Raw genomic sequence first — 16,064 nt, forward strand, 5'->3', positions numbered from 1 at the left:
TGTTGGATGATTTTTTTTTTCGCTAGTCTAATCCGCTGAGAAACTCACAAGTTTGCTGTGTCCGGACTTGTTTGTCCGAACCTGTTTGATTTTTTATCTCAAAAATATTATAAGTCAGCTTAAATGGAAAAAGTCCGCTATGTTAGTGAGGAGTTGGCTATAATCGGTATGCCGATTATAAACGATTCAAATGTCAAAGCGAGTCAAAGCGACGTAGGAAAATTGCCAATCGTTATTACACACTAAAATACCTGAGTTCTTATCCCGAATTCAGGTTAAAAAATTAACTCACGGGCTAGAGGATGATCAGGATGACAACTATCAATGGAAAGCCGACTTATTTTTTCTTTGTTTCACTCGCAGTGTTTTCGTTGTCCTTTCAGGCGAACGCATCAACACCTGCGAGTTCAAAACAGCATTACGCTAATTTTGTCGTATTGGGACAAGCCCCTGACGGTAACAATATTGCGCTTGCGCGAACAGTGATTGACGAAGCGGTTTTTTGCCCATCCATTTCGAAAGTGGGTAAAGGGCAAAAAAGTTTTCCCATGATCCCAAGAGAAAACCCCAATCACTTTTCTGTGATTGTGTGTGAAGCGCTCATTAATTTTGATGTGAGATACCAAATTAATTTTAGTGATACAGCGATAAAATTGCCTGTGGCGAAATCTAACCCCAAAAATATTCAAGTATTCGGAGATACCGGTTGTAAATTAGCAAAGCCCGGCAAGGCAGGGTGTGCGTTAGGAACAGCTGCAGAACCATTTAAGTCGCTTGCTGATGCCGGTGCGAAAGAAAATCCAGATGTAGTTCTGCATATGGGAGATTACAATTATCGTGGCACTTCGGGGGATGTTTATTTCACTCAAAAAAATTCAAGTGGTCAGTTGGAGCAAGTAAAACAATGGACTTACGACGCTGGCGACGGTAGTACTCAGGGGCAACACTGTGAGCAAGATGGCGCAATACCTTTTTATAGCCAGTCTGCAGCTAACTCGAACTTTCCTGATATTTGGCGTAACTGGCATGACGATGTCTTTAAAGCCGGTAAAAAGCTGATGGCGGCAGCTCCCTGGATTGTTGCGCGAGGTAATCATGAGTTATGTAGTCGGGCTGGGGCGGGGTACTTCTATTTTTTAGACCCCCATTCAAATCTGGTTGCGGGAAGTCAGCAGCTGAGTTGTCCTGCACCAAAGCTTAATCAAAGTGCGTTAGATAATACGATTCAGATCCCAAGTTATAAAGTGAGTTTCAAAAATCTGGATGTTGTTGTCATTGATTCGGCGAATGCTTGCGACAGTTATGCTGATTCTCCATTTACTGCTGTTTATAAAAAAACTTTCGAAGAAGTTGAAAAACTGGCAACTAATAAACCGACCTGGTTGATGGGCCATCGCCCAATTTGGGGAATAACCGAGTATTACTCAAGTGGTAGTACTGGGTGCACCAGTCAGAATCAATATGGATGCGTTAACCAGATGATGCAAGCGGCAATCAAATTGTTACCGACAAAGGCATTGCCATCAACAATAGAACTCGTATTGGCTGGACATATGCATCGCTTCCAGAGTGTAAGTTTCGCCAACAGTTCGCGACCGCCACAATTGGTGATCGGCTCCAGTGGTGTTGCGTTAGACAGCTCTCCGCCAAATGGTCAATTAACGAGTAATATTGATGGATTACCGGCGCAGGTTTTAACCACCAACAATAAAATTCAAAGTAAAGGGAAAAATTATGATGCTTTCGGTTATTTACGAATCAAACTTAAAAAGTCCGGCGATTGGAAAGCCTTGTTAGTCAACCCTCCTAAAAAAATTACTGTCGCCAGATGCTCAAGCCAGCAAAATTTACAACTGGGGGTGTGTGAATTTTCCGCAGGGATTTCTGCACCAGACTAGTTGTTGTCTACACCGCTGATCTGGTCGCTTATCCAGCATTGGTTGACCAGTCAGCGACTAAAGCCTGGCTGTTAGCTGATAGACTCATCACTGATAGAAAAGCGTTAATAGTTCATTCCGACAAATTAAGAATTCGAGCATCACCACTAATCAAGTGGAATAATCGCCAAATAAGTCAACTGACTTAAGAATAAAGTATTTGCATTATCTGATTACATTTGTAATACTTTGGTTCGATTACGACTGTAATCTTGTTCAAGATAATCCCTTTGGAGATGCTATGCAAATCAGTGATTCAGAAAAATGTATTATGGATGTGTTGTGGAAGTCATCACCGCAAACCGCAAAATCAATCATTGCGAATCTGGACAAGTCATTAAACTGGCAAGATAAAACGGTTAAAACACTAATTAACCGATTGCTGAAAAAGGAAGCGATAGGGTTTCAGAAAGAAGGCAGGGAGTATCTCTACTTTCCCTTGCTTGAAGAAGAAGTTTACATCGAGCAAGCCAGTGAGAGTTTTTTGAAAAGGGTTTTTAATGGCAAGGTGAGTTCGTTTGTCGCCGCATTCGCGAAGCAAGAAAAATTATCCAATGAAGATATTGCCGAACTAAAAGCGTTGCTAGGCGATCTTGATGCTGAGGATGGGTCGAAAAAATGATGGAGCAGTTTGTTGATATTTTGATCACCAAATCAGTTGGCATGATGTTATTACTGATCTTAATCCTCGCGGCAAGACCTGCAATTTTAAGGTGGCTAAATGCGCATGTTGCGTATCAATTGTGGTTGATAGTACCTGTTTTTATTTTGCTTCCCGTTAACTGGATTGAAACCAACGTGATGCCGCAAGTGATGACTTTCTTTCCTGATGCTGATTTATCAATTCCGCAAATTCAGTCGGTCAATATTGAAGTTGATTCTCAATTCTCGGGACACTTACTTGCTATCTGGCTAGTTGGTGCACTGATGTCACTTTTCTTTTATGTAACACAGTATCGACGTTTATTACAGTCATTTAAAAAATCTGCTTATCAACTACCGACAGAATTACGGAAGCATCAATCGAATTTTAACTTCAATAATCTAAAAACAGTTAACACAAAATTAATTAATGTTCCTGCCATTCTAGGCGTCTTTAAACCCTATTTAATACTACCTGAAGGGTTTGAAAAGCTGACAGTAAATAGACAGGCTATAGTCCTAAGTCATGAGTTTTATCACTTGAGACGCAGAGACTATCAAGTCAATATGGTCAGAGTTTTATTTAAATGCATTTTCTGGTTTAACCCATTCATTTTTTGGGCGGACAAATATCTGGAGGCCGATCAAGAAATGTCTTGTGATTTAGGGGTGCTCCAATCGAGCGATGATTTTGGTGCAAGACAATACGGTGAAGCGCTGATTGATGCGTTAATTGGGTCAAATCAGTCCGGTTTAGTCAGTCAGTGGAATTATACTTCATTAATTAAGGAAAGAGTAAAAATGTTAAAAAATATCAAACAGAAAAAATGGCACAGTTGGGTAGTTGGCGTTTTTGCTATGGCGTCTATGTGGGGAGCAAGCAGCGTTATTGGAAACGAGACCAGTGTTGATACTGCTGTGACACCAAAAAAAATTATAGCGCCGCGGTATCCTGCGCAAGCAGCAATGGACGGTGTTGAAGGTTGGGTCAGATTTCAATTTGATTTAGAAAATGATGGTACTCCCGTCAATGTAAAGGTCATTGCATCTGAGCCTGAAGGTATCTTCAATGATGCTGCAACTGATGCCTTTTTACAATGGACCTTTATTACTGAGGATGGTGCGATGGAAAATCAACGATACACCATGGAATTTAAAACGGGTCAGTGATATGAAAAGAACGTCGGCTCATACTCAAACTGCGAGGCTTAAACAGATGGCCAGACGGTATCTGACAATTAGATGGATTGTAATTTGTTATCCGAAGCGGTCATAGATAAATTCCCTCTCCTAGAAGGAGAGGGCTAGGGAGAGGTTGAAAGCTTTGGAGTTTAGATAGAACAAGAGCTTTAAACGTCGGCTCATATTCAAACTGAGAGGCTTAAACAGATGGCCAGGCGGTATCTGACAATTAGCTGGATTGTAATTTATTATCCGAAGCGGTCATAGATAAATTCCCTCTCCTGGAAGGAGAGGGCGAAAGCTTTGGAGTTTAGATTATACCTGGGAGAACTTAGGCTTTTTTCCCCTTTCCCCAACCCACTCCTGGTGGGAAAGGAGGTTAACAATCAACGTCTCCATCGGGGGAATTGCCACTGCTAATGTCAGATGCTATCTAGACCGAGATTTATAAGTGTAAGAATCAATCACACTTCCCCAATTGATGTGCTCACCAAACTACCTTATGGAAGTGTTCAAAAGCACTGGAACGACTTTTATTTTTATTGATGTTTCTAGTGTAAAAAATACTTTATAAATTTATTAGATGCTCACTTTAAAAAAATTGTTTTTATTCTCTATTTGAGATAAAAAATAAAACAGTTTAAAAATCAATCACTTTACCCCTATTGATCTCGAATCGCTTACTTTGACAATGGACAATTGCTTACAGAGATAGTCGAGTTCTCCCCCTGTTATATCTCAAAATTATTTCGTTTAATAGCCCCACTTGATCGAGCGAAGGGAAGCAGTACAGCTGGTCAGGTTAATAATCCAATCGGATATTATCAATTTATCGTAAAGGAAACGAGACATGAAGAAACTAACCACTCTTACCGCCGCTATTTCATTTGCCTTGCTGGGACAGCATGCTATTGCAAAAGGTGGTATTAACATGGATGACATGCTAGGAAAGGCAGACCTGGTTATTCAAGGAAAAGTTGTCGATATTAGTTACAAAGATTCTGCGGAAGGACTGCCGCATACTTTTGTAACATACAAAGTTGACGAATTAATATCTGGCGCTACCGGACAAAAAGAAATTACTTTACGTTTTATCGGTGGACAAAAGAAAGAAGGCCATGTGATTCGCTACCTTTCTGTTTCAGATGTTCCCGAGTTTGAACAAGGGGAAAGTGACGTTTTATTTATCAGTAAAAACAATCAGGCAATTTGCCCATTGGTCAGTTGTAGCAAAGGCCGGTTTCGAAATCTAAGTGGTATTGTTGCTAGCGAAGATGGTCAACCATTGCTATTAACGGCTAATCAAACTTATGAATTAGGCCGTGAAAGTATGATTGGACAAATCGCGAGTACTAATCGTAAAGAAGGATTTTCTAAAGGTGTGAGTAACGTGCAAGGCGAATCTGCTGGTTCGGCAATGCAATCGAAAAAAGGCGCAGCAATGCTTGATGTTGTTAGCTTTGTGGCTAATCTTAAAGAGCGTGCCTACGCAATGAAGTCAAAAGGAAAAATCCGCCAGTCAATTTTCAAGTCAGCTAATATCAAGACTGACTTTTCTACTTCGCTATTCAAAGCGGCTGCGCCCAAGTCGGTAGCGAAAACACTCACCAGAGACGCACAACAAAAACAAGCACAAACTAATCGAAGTAAAAGTGACTTTGATCGCTGGGAAGAGGAAATGGTGCGCAAGAACGGGGGCGATCCCGTGATTACAAAACCACAGGGTCGATCAACTCTACGTAAGCAAAACTAAATTACCCAGTATCAAATTTTTTCTAAGTTAACTTTTTATATCACTTTTCCATTTTCAATCTTTCGGTGTTGATTCTCCGAAACGAAAATGAAGATATTAGAATTGGCTTATCAGAAAAAATATATTCAATTCAAACTTATTGAAGTTTGAATGGTAAAGGACAACTTTTTTTCGAGGACGAAATCATGAAACGATTAATTTTAACTGCGATAACTCTGGCCTGTTTTACTTTTATTTCACAGGTTGATGCAGCCGCATGGAGAACTTGTAACGGAAACAAAATTAAATGGGGCAGCAATACAAAAACGATGCGCGCCAGCAATGTAAGCTTTGCCGCAGGTGGGTCTTATCTGAGTGCATTGCAAACGGTGATTAGCCGCGTCAACGACAACCCTAGTAAATTTAATTTCAATTTGGTGACGGGCGATACTTCCGTTGGATTTGATAATGGACAAAATGAAACCTGGTTTACCAATGACGCGGCAGCATTAAATGGTGCGCCAGCCGTGGCATTTACCTGGAGCCACTGTTACTGGTTTTTTGGATGGCACTATGGCATTGATGAAGTCGACGTATTGTTTAATAACAATGTGAGTTACACCAGTTCGTCAAATAAATCTTCTTCAATTACTTATGGTGGTTCGTTCCGCCCATTCAGAACCACTGCCACCCATGAATTTGGACACGCAATGGGATTGCTCCATGAAAACCGCTACTACAATATAATGGGACAAGACTGGGATTTTATTCACGCCAATGGTAACAGTACGCGCGCATACCTGGGAGAAGATGCTGCCAATGGTTCAGTTATTCTGTATGGAACCACTACCGGAAATATGCAAGATGTTTCACTCGCACATCATAAATATCTTGGAACAAGTGGAGAGTACAGTACGCATCAGTCAACTCGGTTGTTGAATGGGGCTGGTGGAAACCTGGCGAGCTTTACCAATAGTGGAGAGCGCGTTTATCGAGTTAATAAAGGGCAAAGTGTGCGTTTGGAACTCACCGCAGAAAATAATGGTAAGTCGACTCAAAACCCACAGGTTGGATACTATATTTCTACCAACAATATTATTTCCACCGGTGATCAAAATATTGGAACAGGTTCCTTAACATTAACGCGCAATATTCCTTATACCTTTCAACGTTCGCTGACAATTCCTTCGAGTTTAAACTCTGGGCAGTATTACTGGATTGGTGCAGTTATCGATAATAATAATGCGATTGCCGAATCATCAGGCGTTAATAATGCGACATACCTGAGGATATACGTGAACTATTAATATTTGTCCTAAGCAGCAAATTATTAATTGAGGCCGACTACTAAGTCGGCCTTTTTGTGCATGGCTTTAAATTGAAAGATCTTTTTATTGACATATTCCTATATAGGAATATAGTATGGTTATGGCACGAACACGGACTACCTTTGACTCATTTAACGCAATAGCAGAACCCAAACGCCGGGAGCTGATAGAAGCGCTCGTGGGTAAAGAACTGACCGTTAGTCAAATTGTTGAAACCCTGGGGTGGAGTCAACCCATGGTCTCGAAACATCTTAGTGTTCTGAAACAAGTAAATCTGGTTTTAGAAAGAAAAGAAGGCCGATTTCGTGTCTATCGAGTGAACGCCGCTCAGTTGAAACCGATACAAGATTGGGTCATCCAGTTTGAGCAGTATTGGAGTAACAACTTGGATCACCTGGAAGACTATTTAAACAAAATTCAATCGAAAGAGGTGAAGGATGAGTAATGAAGTAAAAGTACAACCATCAATATTAACGCGTGAATATGACGCGCCGAGACAATTAGTTTTTGATGCCTGGACCCAGGTTGAACATCTAAAAAACTGGCAAAAACCTCAGCAAGGATTCACCTGTGAATATGTTGTAGACGACATTAGACCTGGTGGCTCGACACTACACAAAATGACTGCACCGAATGGATTTGAAATGTGGTTATTGACAAAGTTTGAAGAAATCAATCCACCTGAAAGCATCGTGTTTAGGCAATATATGTCAAATGAAGCCGGTGAAATTTTACCTAATCCACAAATGCCTAATTGGCCGAAAGAAATGCGAGCGACTATCAAGCTCGAAGAAGCGAACGGGAAAACTCAATTGCAATTTATCTGGGAGCCGGTTGAACCCACTCAGGAAGAAGCAGATGTATTTGACGCGTCACGTGCTGATCATGGAAAAGGTTGGGGAGCCGGACTGGACCAACTGACAAATTATCTTGGAAGTTTATAATTAATTTATTAATAAGTTCGTTAGAAATAACGAGAAATAATTTTAGTAATTTTTCCTTTCTGTTGCGCTCCGAATTAATCGGAGCGTTCTTTTATTCAATGATTAAACCTGCCTTAACCTAGTCATCAAAAATGCTGGAAATCACTATCCCTGCGACAACTGCTTCGAGCAATGGTGTTCTCACGTGACCACAGCGGGTACTGTGATAATGGGCGTGATAGTGTCCATAGTCATCGTAGTAACCATAGTCGAAATCATAATAGTTACCGTAGCGGTCATAGTATCCATAATATCGGCCATAGTATCGATCGTAGTAATCGCCGTGATGATGTGAATGTCCTGAATGATAGTGCCGACGCGAACGATGGCTGGAGTAATGACGAGAATTTGAATGAGAGTGGCTGCTCGCGTAGTACTTTCGATGCTTGTTGTTTTTACGTTTTTTGGCACTGTATTTCTTGTGTTTGTTCACATATTTTCTGTGTGATTTAGCATTGTGACGTTTAGAATAATGTGAATCTGAACGGTGTGATTTTGAATGATGAGAATGGCTTCTATGCTTCTCGGCACTATGCTTCGAATGATTACGATCTGAAGCCTGGCTGAATGTACTGAAGGCTAGAAATATGGTTAACAAGACGCTCGTTATCAATGATTTTTTCATGATTTCTTCCCGCTAATGAATATTATTGAGACTGGTATTTTAGAAACAGTCTATTGGGAGTAAGCTGAATGGTGACTGAAGAGATTTTAGATAATTGAAAACTACTGGTGGAACTAAATGTAAATAAGAGTTCCTGATGAGTGTCAACGTAAACGACTCTTGTCGTCTCGACCGCAGTGGAGAGATCTCCCAAAGGCATAGAGAGCTACACACTAAAATAAACCCGCTCAGGATTACCTTTTTTAGTTTGATTTTTTGTGGTATTCGCAGCTAGGTGCAAGTTTGTAGGAGATCTCTCCGCTGCGGTCGAGATGACAATGAGGAGTAGACTCTGTAAAGAGGGGGAAGTTAAGAGCACTTATTTAACTATAATATATCTGGTGAAAGTAAGCGGGTATTATTCAGTTTTAAATGAGCAGTCGGTTTGGTATCCAAGACTACTAACCATGTATTCATTAAGAAAAGGAGATTGAAATGAAAAATTCTGCTAAGCATATTGTGATTGCTATTGCGTTCGCTCTTATTTTAGTGGCAATAACGTTAACAGTCGGGTGGCTCTTCTATTCTGAAGCAGGAAAAACAATCGAGGATTTTTATTTAAAGTTAGGTGAACTATCTTTGCAGGTAGCAATCATCGTTATTGTCGGAACGATAATTAAGTCACTTTTTGACTGGAGTATGTCACAGCATTCACGTCAGGTTGAAGTTTCTGAATCTCGCAAGGAACTGATGAAGCGAATGCGTTCAGTACATGTCACAATTGCAAATGCCAGAGACTTGATGGTGGCACACCAGAGTGCCAAAAGTTGGGCTGAACAATCGAGGCGGTTATTAAACCTTTTGCCGGAGGTAGAAGATCTTGCTGAAGATGTGAAAGTTTCGAGTGGAATGTTTAAAAATAGAGATTCTATCGTGAGCGGAATTGAAGGTATCGCCGATTACTTAAATAAATGTAGTAGCGAGTACATTGAGCATCATGATGCCGTCGATAGTGGTTACAGGAAAAAGCAAAAACTCGAAAACACAATAGTTGATAATCAGATGAGCTGGGTTAAAGATTTTATGGATGCAGGAGAGTTTTATCAAAAGGAATACCTGTCAAATCTTGATAAGTCTAAAGGTGTTATGCGTACGGAAATTTATGGCGGCGTGCATGGGTGAAGGCTCATTTTGTACGTCACGTTAGTGGTACGTGAATTTGATTTTGAGATATTTAATCAAGCGCTCACGAGTAATTTATCATAACAAGAAGCGTTTTCGCTAAATAAAACCATGACTGAAAAATAGACCTTTACCTTCACGAAAATATGGCCTTTACTTAGGGAGCTAATCATTTTTGGTCGTTCACCAAAAACAACAACCATACAAGGAAAAGATAATGGCTGAGACAGTAAATCCCCAGGTAACAGATGCAATCACACAAACGAATGTTGAAGTTGTTGGCGAGTCGCCTGCGATGGCGATGGGCTCGTTATATCAAACGATTGGTAATTCCGTTGCAATGGCGGCAGCGAATGCGGTGTATGCTCAGCAACAGGCAAATGTTACCTATCAGACAGCAACAACCATGGGCGTTAAGGCATTGTTAGATACCTGATTATGTTTTTAAATATTGTAAAAACTAGAGGATATTATGGCTGATCCTACTCTCGTTAACTCTCAAATAACCGATGCCGTGACCCAGACCAATACAAAGGTTTTAGGCGAGGCGCCCGCAATGGCAATGGGAAGCCTTTACCAAACCATTGGAAATGCTATAGCAATGGCGGCCGCCAATGCTGTTTACGCTCAACAACAGTCGAATATTGTCTATCAAGCGGCAACGACAATGTGTGTGAAAGCATTGTTAGGTGGTGGTGCAATAGGCAACATAACAATGCCCGGCAATATTAATGAAAATTCATCGAAGATATTGGAAGAGCAAATTAATATGTTGAAGGCACAAGTGGAAAAAGCGAAAGCTGCGGAGAAAAAGGCGGCGAAAACCGCAGCTAAAAAGTCGCCTGAAAAGCGCACTTCGATAAAAAGAAAAAACACGAGTAAGTCTGCTACCAAAAAAGCGGGTAAATAACTATGGCAAAAAATTCTGATAATGTCAGCAAGTCAATAGAAGAAGCACTTGCAGGAATCGAATCTTCTTCGAACAACATACCTGATATCGCTTTCCTGTTGGCCGTTAAAAATATGCAAACCATTTCCCATGATACTGAAATGTTTTTGCGCAATAATCATTTGGTTTATACCGCAACTGTCGGAGCAGCAATGAAGAAATTAATTGAAGGTGAGCAATCTGACGGTGTTGAGACAATTCTCGAGAACCTTGACAGATTGCTAAATAATAACAAAGAGTACTATGCGGATATGAATTCGATTTGTGTAAAAATGCTGGTTGATATTCAAGGTTTGAAAAGTGAAAAATAGCGTAGCTATTTTTTCCCTCTCCCCAGCCCTCTCCCGGAGGGAGAGGGGGTTAAATATAAATATTACCGATCTGTATTTTTAACATCTTCCAGTCGTGACTTTAAGAATCTTTGCCAGCCGGGGCTGAGCTTTGCCGAAAGTCGTACTGCTTCTTCATGGACCTTGATTGACTTATCATAAAGTTTCATAGCTTTGTAGACTTCACCTAAGCCACTGAAAGCGCGTGCTGATTTGGGATAAGCTTTTGTCAGATCAACATAGATCTTTAACGCTTTTTCAGTTTGACCATCGTCCAAAAGTATATCTGCAAGATCGATTAAAGTCGTTTCTGGAATTTTTGCATCAGTACCATAAATTTTTGCTCGCTTTTTATAGTGACTTTTTAATGCGATCATGCCACCAGATTTTTTAAAGTCTGAAAAGCTAGAAAAACTGGGAGCTTGGTAGGTTTTAAAAACGTGGGTTAAACCAGCATAGAAGGTAAGATAAGGTGTTGTCATATGGATTTGATTGGCAATAAACTCATAATGCCAATCCAGTTCTTCGGGCGACTTGTCTTTTAAAAGTTCAACAAAATGGTTGAGTGCTTCTATGGTAGCTCTTCCTTCTTCGGCTTCACTAGTCATTGTAAAGTAAAGCGAATTCTCTTTTGCTTGTTGTGTTTTATAAGTTTCGAGGTATTGACTGCGGGTTTCAGTATTATCAACCTGTAAAACGGGGCTTGCAGCAATATAGTTTTTAAAGATTTCAGGTTGGTTTACCAAAAAATTAATAGTGAAATAACCAGCCAATGAATGACCGAATAATGTATTCAGTCCAGTTGTTCGGTAATTTTTATCGATATAGGTAACTACTTCTTGTTGAATAAACTTGGCAAATTGATCTTTTTCCCGGTTTAAGTCTCGACCTCTGGTGCCACGATTATTGGTGATACCAACGACTATGACTTCGGGGATTCGCCCTTCTTGTTGTAAGATTTTCGTCGCGGTGATTGCATGATTGAAATGCCTGTTTCCGTCGAGCAAATAAACTACCGGGTAACTTTTCTTTGAATCTGCGTAACTTTCCGGTAAATGGATAAGCAGTTTTCTTTCTTCTTTCAGCAGTTTTGAGTTAATAGTTGTACGCTTGCCTATTTCAATTGATATTGGTTCTGCAACTGAGTTCAGGGTAACTGCATAAAGAGCAAGGTGTACGGCGAACAACAGGAGATATCTGACTACTTTCAATTTTAATTTTCCTTGGTTTGGGAATTAGAATAATCGCTTTACTGCGAGGTGGTGACGGTGTGATAAATTCGGCTTTTTTATATCGAAAATTTGCCTTCAATTAAACCGGTCTGAGATAAGTCGCGCCGAATTCGAGTTGGAATGGTTTTTTCAGTAGCAATTTTAAAGAACAACAATCCAAAGCCAGCACTAAATTAGGTCAGCTGATTACTAAAAATTTTATCAACGAATAACATAAGAAATACACATCACATAGGTTGTTAGAATCTTTGCTTTTTCGCTTTTAAATATTGAGCAAATTTTAATATGTATTTTTGCATTTTTAATATGCAGATTTGCACAATCTAACTAACTGCCTATTGCTTTCTCTAGCTAGAAAATACAAGGCTAAAAATCTCTTTTTTGAGATTTAATTACAAAAATATGACGTTTTATAGCTGATTTATTGCGTTTCAATGAAAAATCACTTGACATATTTAGCGTTCGGTGAATTATGACATTGCAGTCAAAATAAAATATATTGTATACAATTTGTTCGGCTGGGAGGGTCAAAATGAAAAAATATAATAATATAACGCGGTATAGTTTTTTGCTTTTCATGGCATTGCTAGTTGGTAGTAGTAACGCAATTGCCGGTAGTAATGTTGAAGTGCAGGTTACAGAAAAAAATCAGTCAGGTCCAAGTTTAACTGCTTCTGGTTTAAAACCTGGTAACAAAGTTCAAAATTCTTTTCTAAATAAATTAGTTGTTGGTTCAGATCTTATTTTTAGAGGTAAGCTTATTGAAATTAGTGAGGGACTTTCAATAGAAGAAATTCCTTATACCTTTGTGACGTATGACGTTAAGGAAGTCATTGCCGGAAAATATTCTAATGACACAATAACACTCAAATTTGTTGGTGGTGAATTTCCCAATGGAAATCGATTAACGGCGACAAATACGCCAGAAGTAAAGTTAGGAGAAAATGTGATCTTGATGGTGCAACAAAGTCAAAACACTGGATGTGATTTTGTTGAGTGTGAACACGGTAGGTTTGTGTTAGAAGATGGCAAGGTCATTGCTGCAAATGAATCTGCAATTGTGGTGGATGACAAAGGGGGTATCGATTACATTTCTTTTGCTGCTCGTATTAGCGGTAAACATAAACTCAGTTTAGCCAAATCCAATATTCCTCGATTTATTTCACATCTGAAAAGTTTGGATAAAAAATCCCTACACCAAAGAAAGAGCAGTAAAGTTTCGGTAACCAGTGCAGATAAATATTTACCTTTTAAGGCGTATCCTGCATTAACTCGCGCAAAAAGCGCGCCTCAGGTACCTAAAAAGTCAGTTAAGAAAAAAATTCCTCAGCAAGAAGGCACCGCCCACGATCAGTGGGAAGTAGAGCAGCTCAGGCAAAATGGAGGCAATCCTATTTTGAGTAAGAGCTACCCCAAGGATCAAAACTGATCATTGGTCTTCACTGTTAAGAAAATAATTAAAATGAGGAATTATCATGAAACTTAATCAACTGATTAAAAGGGCAGGCATTGCCGCCTTATTGACTTTGTCGAGCGGTCCAGTGATGGCTCATAAATATTGGACTGACTGTAATAATAATACGCCCAGGAAATGGCCTGGAAGTGGTTTTACATTTAATGCTAACCCTACCGGATTTGATGGGCAATACGCCTTTTGGCGGACTTCTTTTGCAACCGCACTTTCACGATTCAATGCAACACCAGTCAACTTCAACGTGAGTGTACGTCTCGATAATGACACCAGCGTTGGCGTTGGAAATGGCGAAAGTGAAATCTGGTGGGATGACACTGGAAATTCTGCGACTGGCTACAACATAACAAATCCATGTGGTGTGACCGTAGAAGGTGACATCGTTTTTCATAACACGGTTTCTTATGATGACAGTATGGATCAGAAAACTAACTTCTGGAATTACGGTGGCAATGGTCGAACTTTCGAAACAACCGCGCTGCATGAAGTTGGGCATACTGTCGGCCTTGCCCATGAAAATCGTTATTACAATATCATGGGAACTGATTATACCCATGTACACACTACCGGTGAGAACGCATTGAGATCTTACCTGGGTGAAGATACCGTTAATGGACTTATCGCTTTATACGGCGGCAGCAACAAAGAAGATCTTTCAGTCGCAGCCTGGAGATTTATCGGTGCCTCTGGTGCTTACAGTTCACATGGCCGCACACGTCTTTTTAATAGCAGCGGCAGTGTTTTAACTTCAAACAAAGCGGTATCGAGTTGTAATAATACTCAGTGTGAAATGCGTTATGACGTTGGCCTTGGACAGCAAATTCAATATGAAATGACGCTCGAAAATAATGGTCGTAATTCGCAAACGGTTACGCTGGGTTACTACATTTCGACCAATGCAAGTATTACCAATACCGATACTTTGATTGGAACGGATACAGTCACTGTCACCCGGAATACGCCGGATACTGTCAAAAAGAATGTGACGATACCGAGTAATCTAAATCCGAACACCAATTATTATCTGGGCGTTATCATCGACAATAATGATTCGGTTTCTGAATGGACCGAGGAGAATAATACTAGTTACATTCATATTCGGACCGGGGCCGGTTCGCAAAATCAGTCGCCGACCGCTGAAGCAAACGGACCTTACAATGGTTCTGTGAATAGTGCGCTTAGTTTTAGTAGTGCCGGTTCTAATGATCCTGATGGAAGCATTTCCACCTATAGCTGGAATTTTGGTGATGGCAATACCAGTTCTGCCGCTAATCCGAATCATACTTATACCAGTGCGGGCACTTATAATGTGACTCTGACAGTGACCGACAATGGTGGTCTTTCAGATTCTGATACCGCAACCGCAACCATTACCACTGATCCTGGAACGACTTATTGTGAAGCAACTGGCGGTGGTAATTATGAATGGATCGCCGGCGTTTCTGTTGGTGGATTGAATAATACTTCAGGGCAAGCTGCTTACACAGACTTTACTAGTCAAACCGCAAACTTGAATACTGGAAACAACAGCGCGACCTTTACGCCGGGCTTTACCAACAGCGCCTACACCGAATATTGGTCGGTTTGGATCGACTTTAACAAAGACGGTGATTTTACCGATACTGGAGAACAAGTGCTCAATGGTCAAAGTGGTAACGCAGCAGTGAACGCGACCTTAAATATTCCGACTTCGGCTGCCGGTGTCAACGGCACGCGAATGAGAGTTGCAATGAAATATAATGCTGCGGCCAGTTCTTCTTGTGGAGATATTGGTGATGGTGAAGTTGAAGATTATTCAGTCAATATCGCCGGTGGTGGCGGTAACCAGGCGCCTACAGCAAACGCCAATGGGCCATACTCTGGATCAGTTAATGCCAATATCAATTTCAACAGTAATGGCTCGTCTGATCCAGATGGCTCGATCGCATCGTACAGTTGGAGCTTTGGTGATGGCAATAGTTCGACTTCCGCCAATCCAACTCACAGCTATAGTGCAGAAGGTTCTTATACTGCAACTTTGACGGTGACGGATAATGAAGGTGCGACTGACTCAGATTCTGCGACGGTAACAGTCGGAGGAACAGGAACAATAGAAGACGCCTGCGCCACTGAGGCACCGACAACTTCTCAAGCCTTGACCAGTGGAGACGCGGTTTGTGTACCTGACGGTTCAAACAGTAACAGTATTCAGTACTATTACATTTATGTGCCATCAGGAACCAATAGCATTTTGATCCGGAGTGATCACGGGAATGATAACGGCGATGTTTATTATAAGTCGAGTTCTTGGGCGACCGCGACAAGTTATGATCAGCGATCTACCAATTCCGGCAATACAGAATCGATCACGGTTAACAACCCGGCCACGGGTTATCGATATATCAGTGTGATCGGTGTGCGTTCGGGAATGACATTGAAAGTTGAACTGCAGTAGCTGTTATTAGGGAGTAAAAACCGGAGAATGTGATATTCTCCGGTTTTTTATTACACGTC

15 protein-coding genes are annotated in these 16,064 nt (G+C 40.6%); 13 read left to right on the forward strand and 2 right to left on the reverse strand.

What is annotated here, in order from left to right:
* Window positions 1–311 precede the first annotated feature (311 nt).
* The 7 genes from FLL46_RS00635 (at window position 312) to FLL46_RS00665 (ending at window position 7,765) form a co-directional block, all read left to right on the forward strand.
* Window positions 312–1,898, forward strand: a complete 1,587-nt coding sequence (locus FLL46_RS00635) for a metallophosphoesterase (RefSeq protein WP_168203981.1) — start codon at window positions 312–314, stop codon at window positions 1,896–1,898.
* Window positions 1,899–2,178: 280 nt separating this feature from the next.
* Window positions 2,179–2,559, forward strand: coding sequence for a BlaI/MecI/CopY family transcriptional regulator (locus FLL46_RS00640; protein WP_142891487.1), 381 nt, complete (start codon window positions 2,179–2,181; stop codon window positions 2,557–2,559).
* Entirely contained in the window at window positions 2,556–3,749 is a 1,194-nt protein-coding gene (locus FLL46_RS00645; protein ID WP_142891488.1) for a TonB family protein, read from the forward strand. Before FLL46_RS00640 ends, FLL46_RS00645 begins: the two co-directional genes overlap by 4 nt.
* Window positions 3,750–4,611: 862 nt before the next feature.
* Window positions 4,612–5,514 carry a hypothetical protein gene (locus FLL46_RS00650; RefSeq protein WP_142891489.1) on the forward strand — a complete coding sequence of 301 codons (903 nt, stop codon included), beginning with the start codon at window positions 4,612–4,614 and terminating at the stop codon, window positions 5,512–5,514.
* 185 nt (window positions 5,515–5,699) lie between these two features.
* Window positions 5,700–6,800, forward strand: a complete 1,101-nt coding sequence (locus FLL46_RS00655) for a zinc metalloprotease (RefSeq protein WP_142891490.1) — start codon at window positions 5,700–5,702, stop codon at window positions 6,798–6,800.
* 121 nt (window positions 6,801–6,921) lie between these two features.
* A complete protein-coding gene (locus FLL46_RS00660) occupies window positions 6,922–7,266 on the forward strand; it encodes an ArsR/SmtB family transcription factor (protein ID WP_142891491.1) in 345 nt (114 codons plus the stop codon).
* Window positions 7,259–7,765 carry an SRPBCC family protein gene (locus FLL46_RS00665; RefSeq protein WP_142891492.1) on the forward strand — a complete coding sequence of 169 codons (507 nt, stop codon included), beginning with the start codon at window positions 7,259–7,261 and terminating at the stop codon, window positions 7,763–7,765. The genes FLL46_RS00660 and FLL46_RS00665 overlap by 8 nt, the downstream gene beginning before the upstream one ends.
* Before the next feature lie 118 nt (window positions 7,766–7,883).
* Here FLL46_RS00665 and FLL46_RS00670 read toward each other — a convergent pair whose 3' ends face one another.
* Window positions 7,884–8,429 (reverse strand): hypothetical protein, encoded by a 546-nt coding sequence (locus tag FLL46_RS00670; protein WP_142891493.1) that lies wholly within the window; start codon window positions 8,427–8,429, stop codon window positions 7,884–7,886.
* A 474-nt stretch (window positions 8,430–8,903) separates the two neighbouring features.
* Between FLL46_RS00670 and FLL46_RS00675 the strand changes: the two genes are divergently transcribed.
* The 4 genes from FLL46_RS00675 to FLL46_RS00690 all read left to right on the forward strand — a co-directional run bounded on the left by FLL46_RS00675 (window position 8,904) and on the right by FLL46_RS00690 (window position 10,850).
* A complete protein-coding gene (locus FLL46_RS00675; RefSeq protein WP_142891494.1) occupies window positions 8,904–9,590 on the forward strand; it encodes a hypothetical protein in 687 nt (228 codons plus the stop codon).
* A 217-nt stretch (window positions 9,591–9,807) separates the two neighbouring features.
* On the forward strand, window positions 9,808–10,026 hold the full coding sequence (locus FLL46_RS00680; protein ID WP_142891495.1) for a RebB family R body protein: 219 nt from the start codon (window positions 9,808–9,810) through the stop codon (window positions 10,024–10,026).
* Between the two features lie 36 nt (window positions 10,027–10,062).
* A complete protein-coding gene (locus FLL46_RS27930; protein ID WP_210418557.1) occupies window positions 10,063–10,500 on the forward strand; it encodes a RebB family R body protein in 438 nt (145 codons plus the stop codon).
* A 2-nt stretch (window positions 10,501–10,502) separates the two neighbouring features.
* Entirely contained in the window at window positions 10,503–10,850 is a 348-nt protein-coding gene (locus FLL46_RS00690; RefSeq protein ID WP_142891496.1) for a hypothetical protein, read from the forward strand.
* Window positions 10,851–10,912: 62 nt separating this feature from the next.
* Here FLL46_RS00690 and FLL46_RS00695 read toward each other — a convergent pair whose 3' ends face one another.
* Entirely contained in the window at window positions 10,913–12,079 is a 1,167-nt protein-coding gene (locus tag FLL46_RS00695) for an alpha/beta hydrolase-fold protein (RefSeq protein WP_142891497.1), read from the reverse strand.
* A gap of 553 nt (window positions 12,080–12,632) precedes the next feature.
* Here FLL46_RS00695 and FLL46_RS00700 point away from each other — a divergent pair.
* Window positions 12,633–13,529 (forward strand): hypothetical protein, encoded by an 897-nt coding sequence (locus FLL46_RS00700; RefSeq protein ID WP_142891498.1) that lies wholly within the window; start codon window positions 12,633–12,635, stop codon window positions 13,527–13,529.
* Between the two features lie 46 nt (window positions 13,530–13,575).
* Entirely contained in the window at window positions 13,576–16,005 is a 2,430-nt protein-coding gene (locus tag FLL46_RS27775) for a PKD domain-containing protein (RefSeq protein ID WP_142891499.1), read from the forward strand.
* Window positions 16,006–16,064 lie beyond the last annotated feature (59 nt).

Source organism: Aliikangiella coralliicola, from assembly GCF_007004725.1.
Classification (GTDB): domain Bacteria; phylum Pseudomonadota; class Gammaproteobacteria; order Enterobacterales; family Kangiellaceae; genus Aliikangiella; species Aliikangiella coralliicola.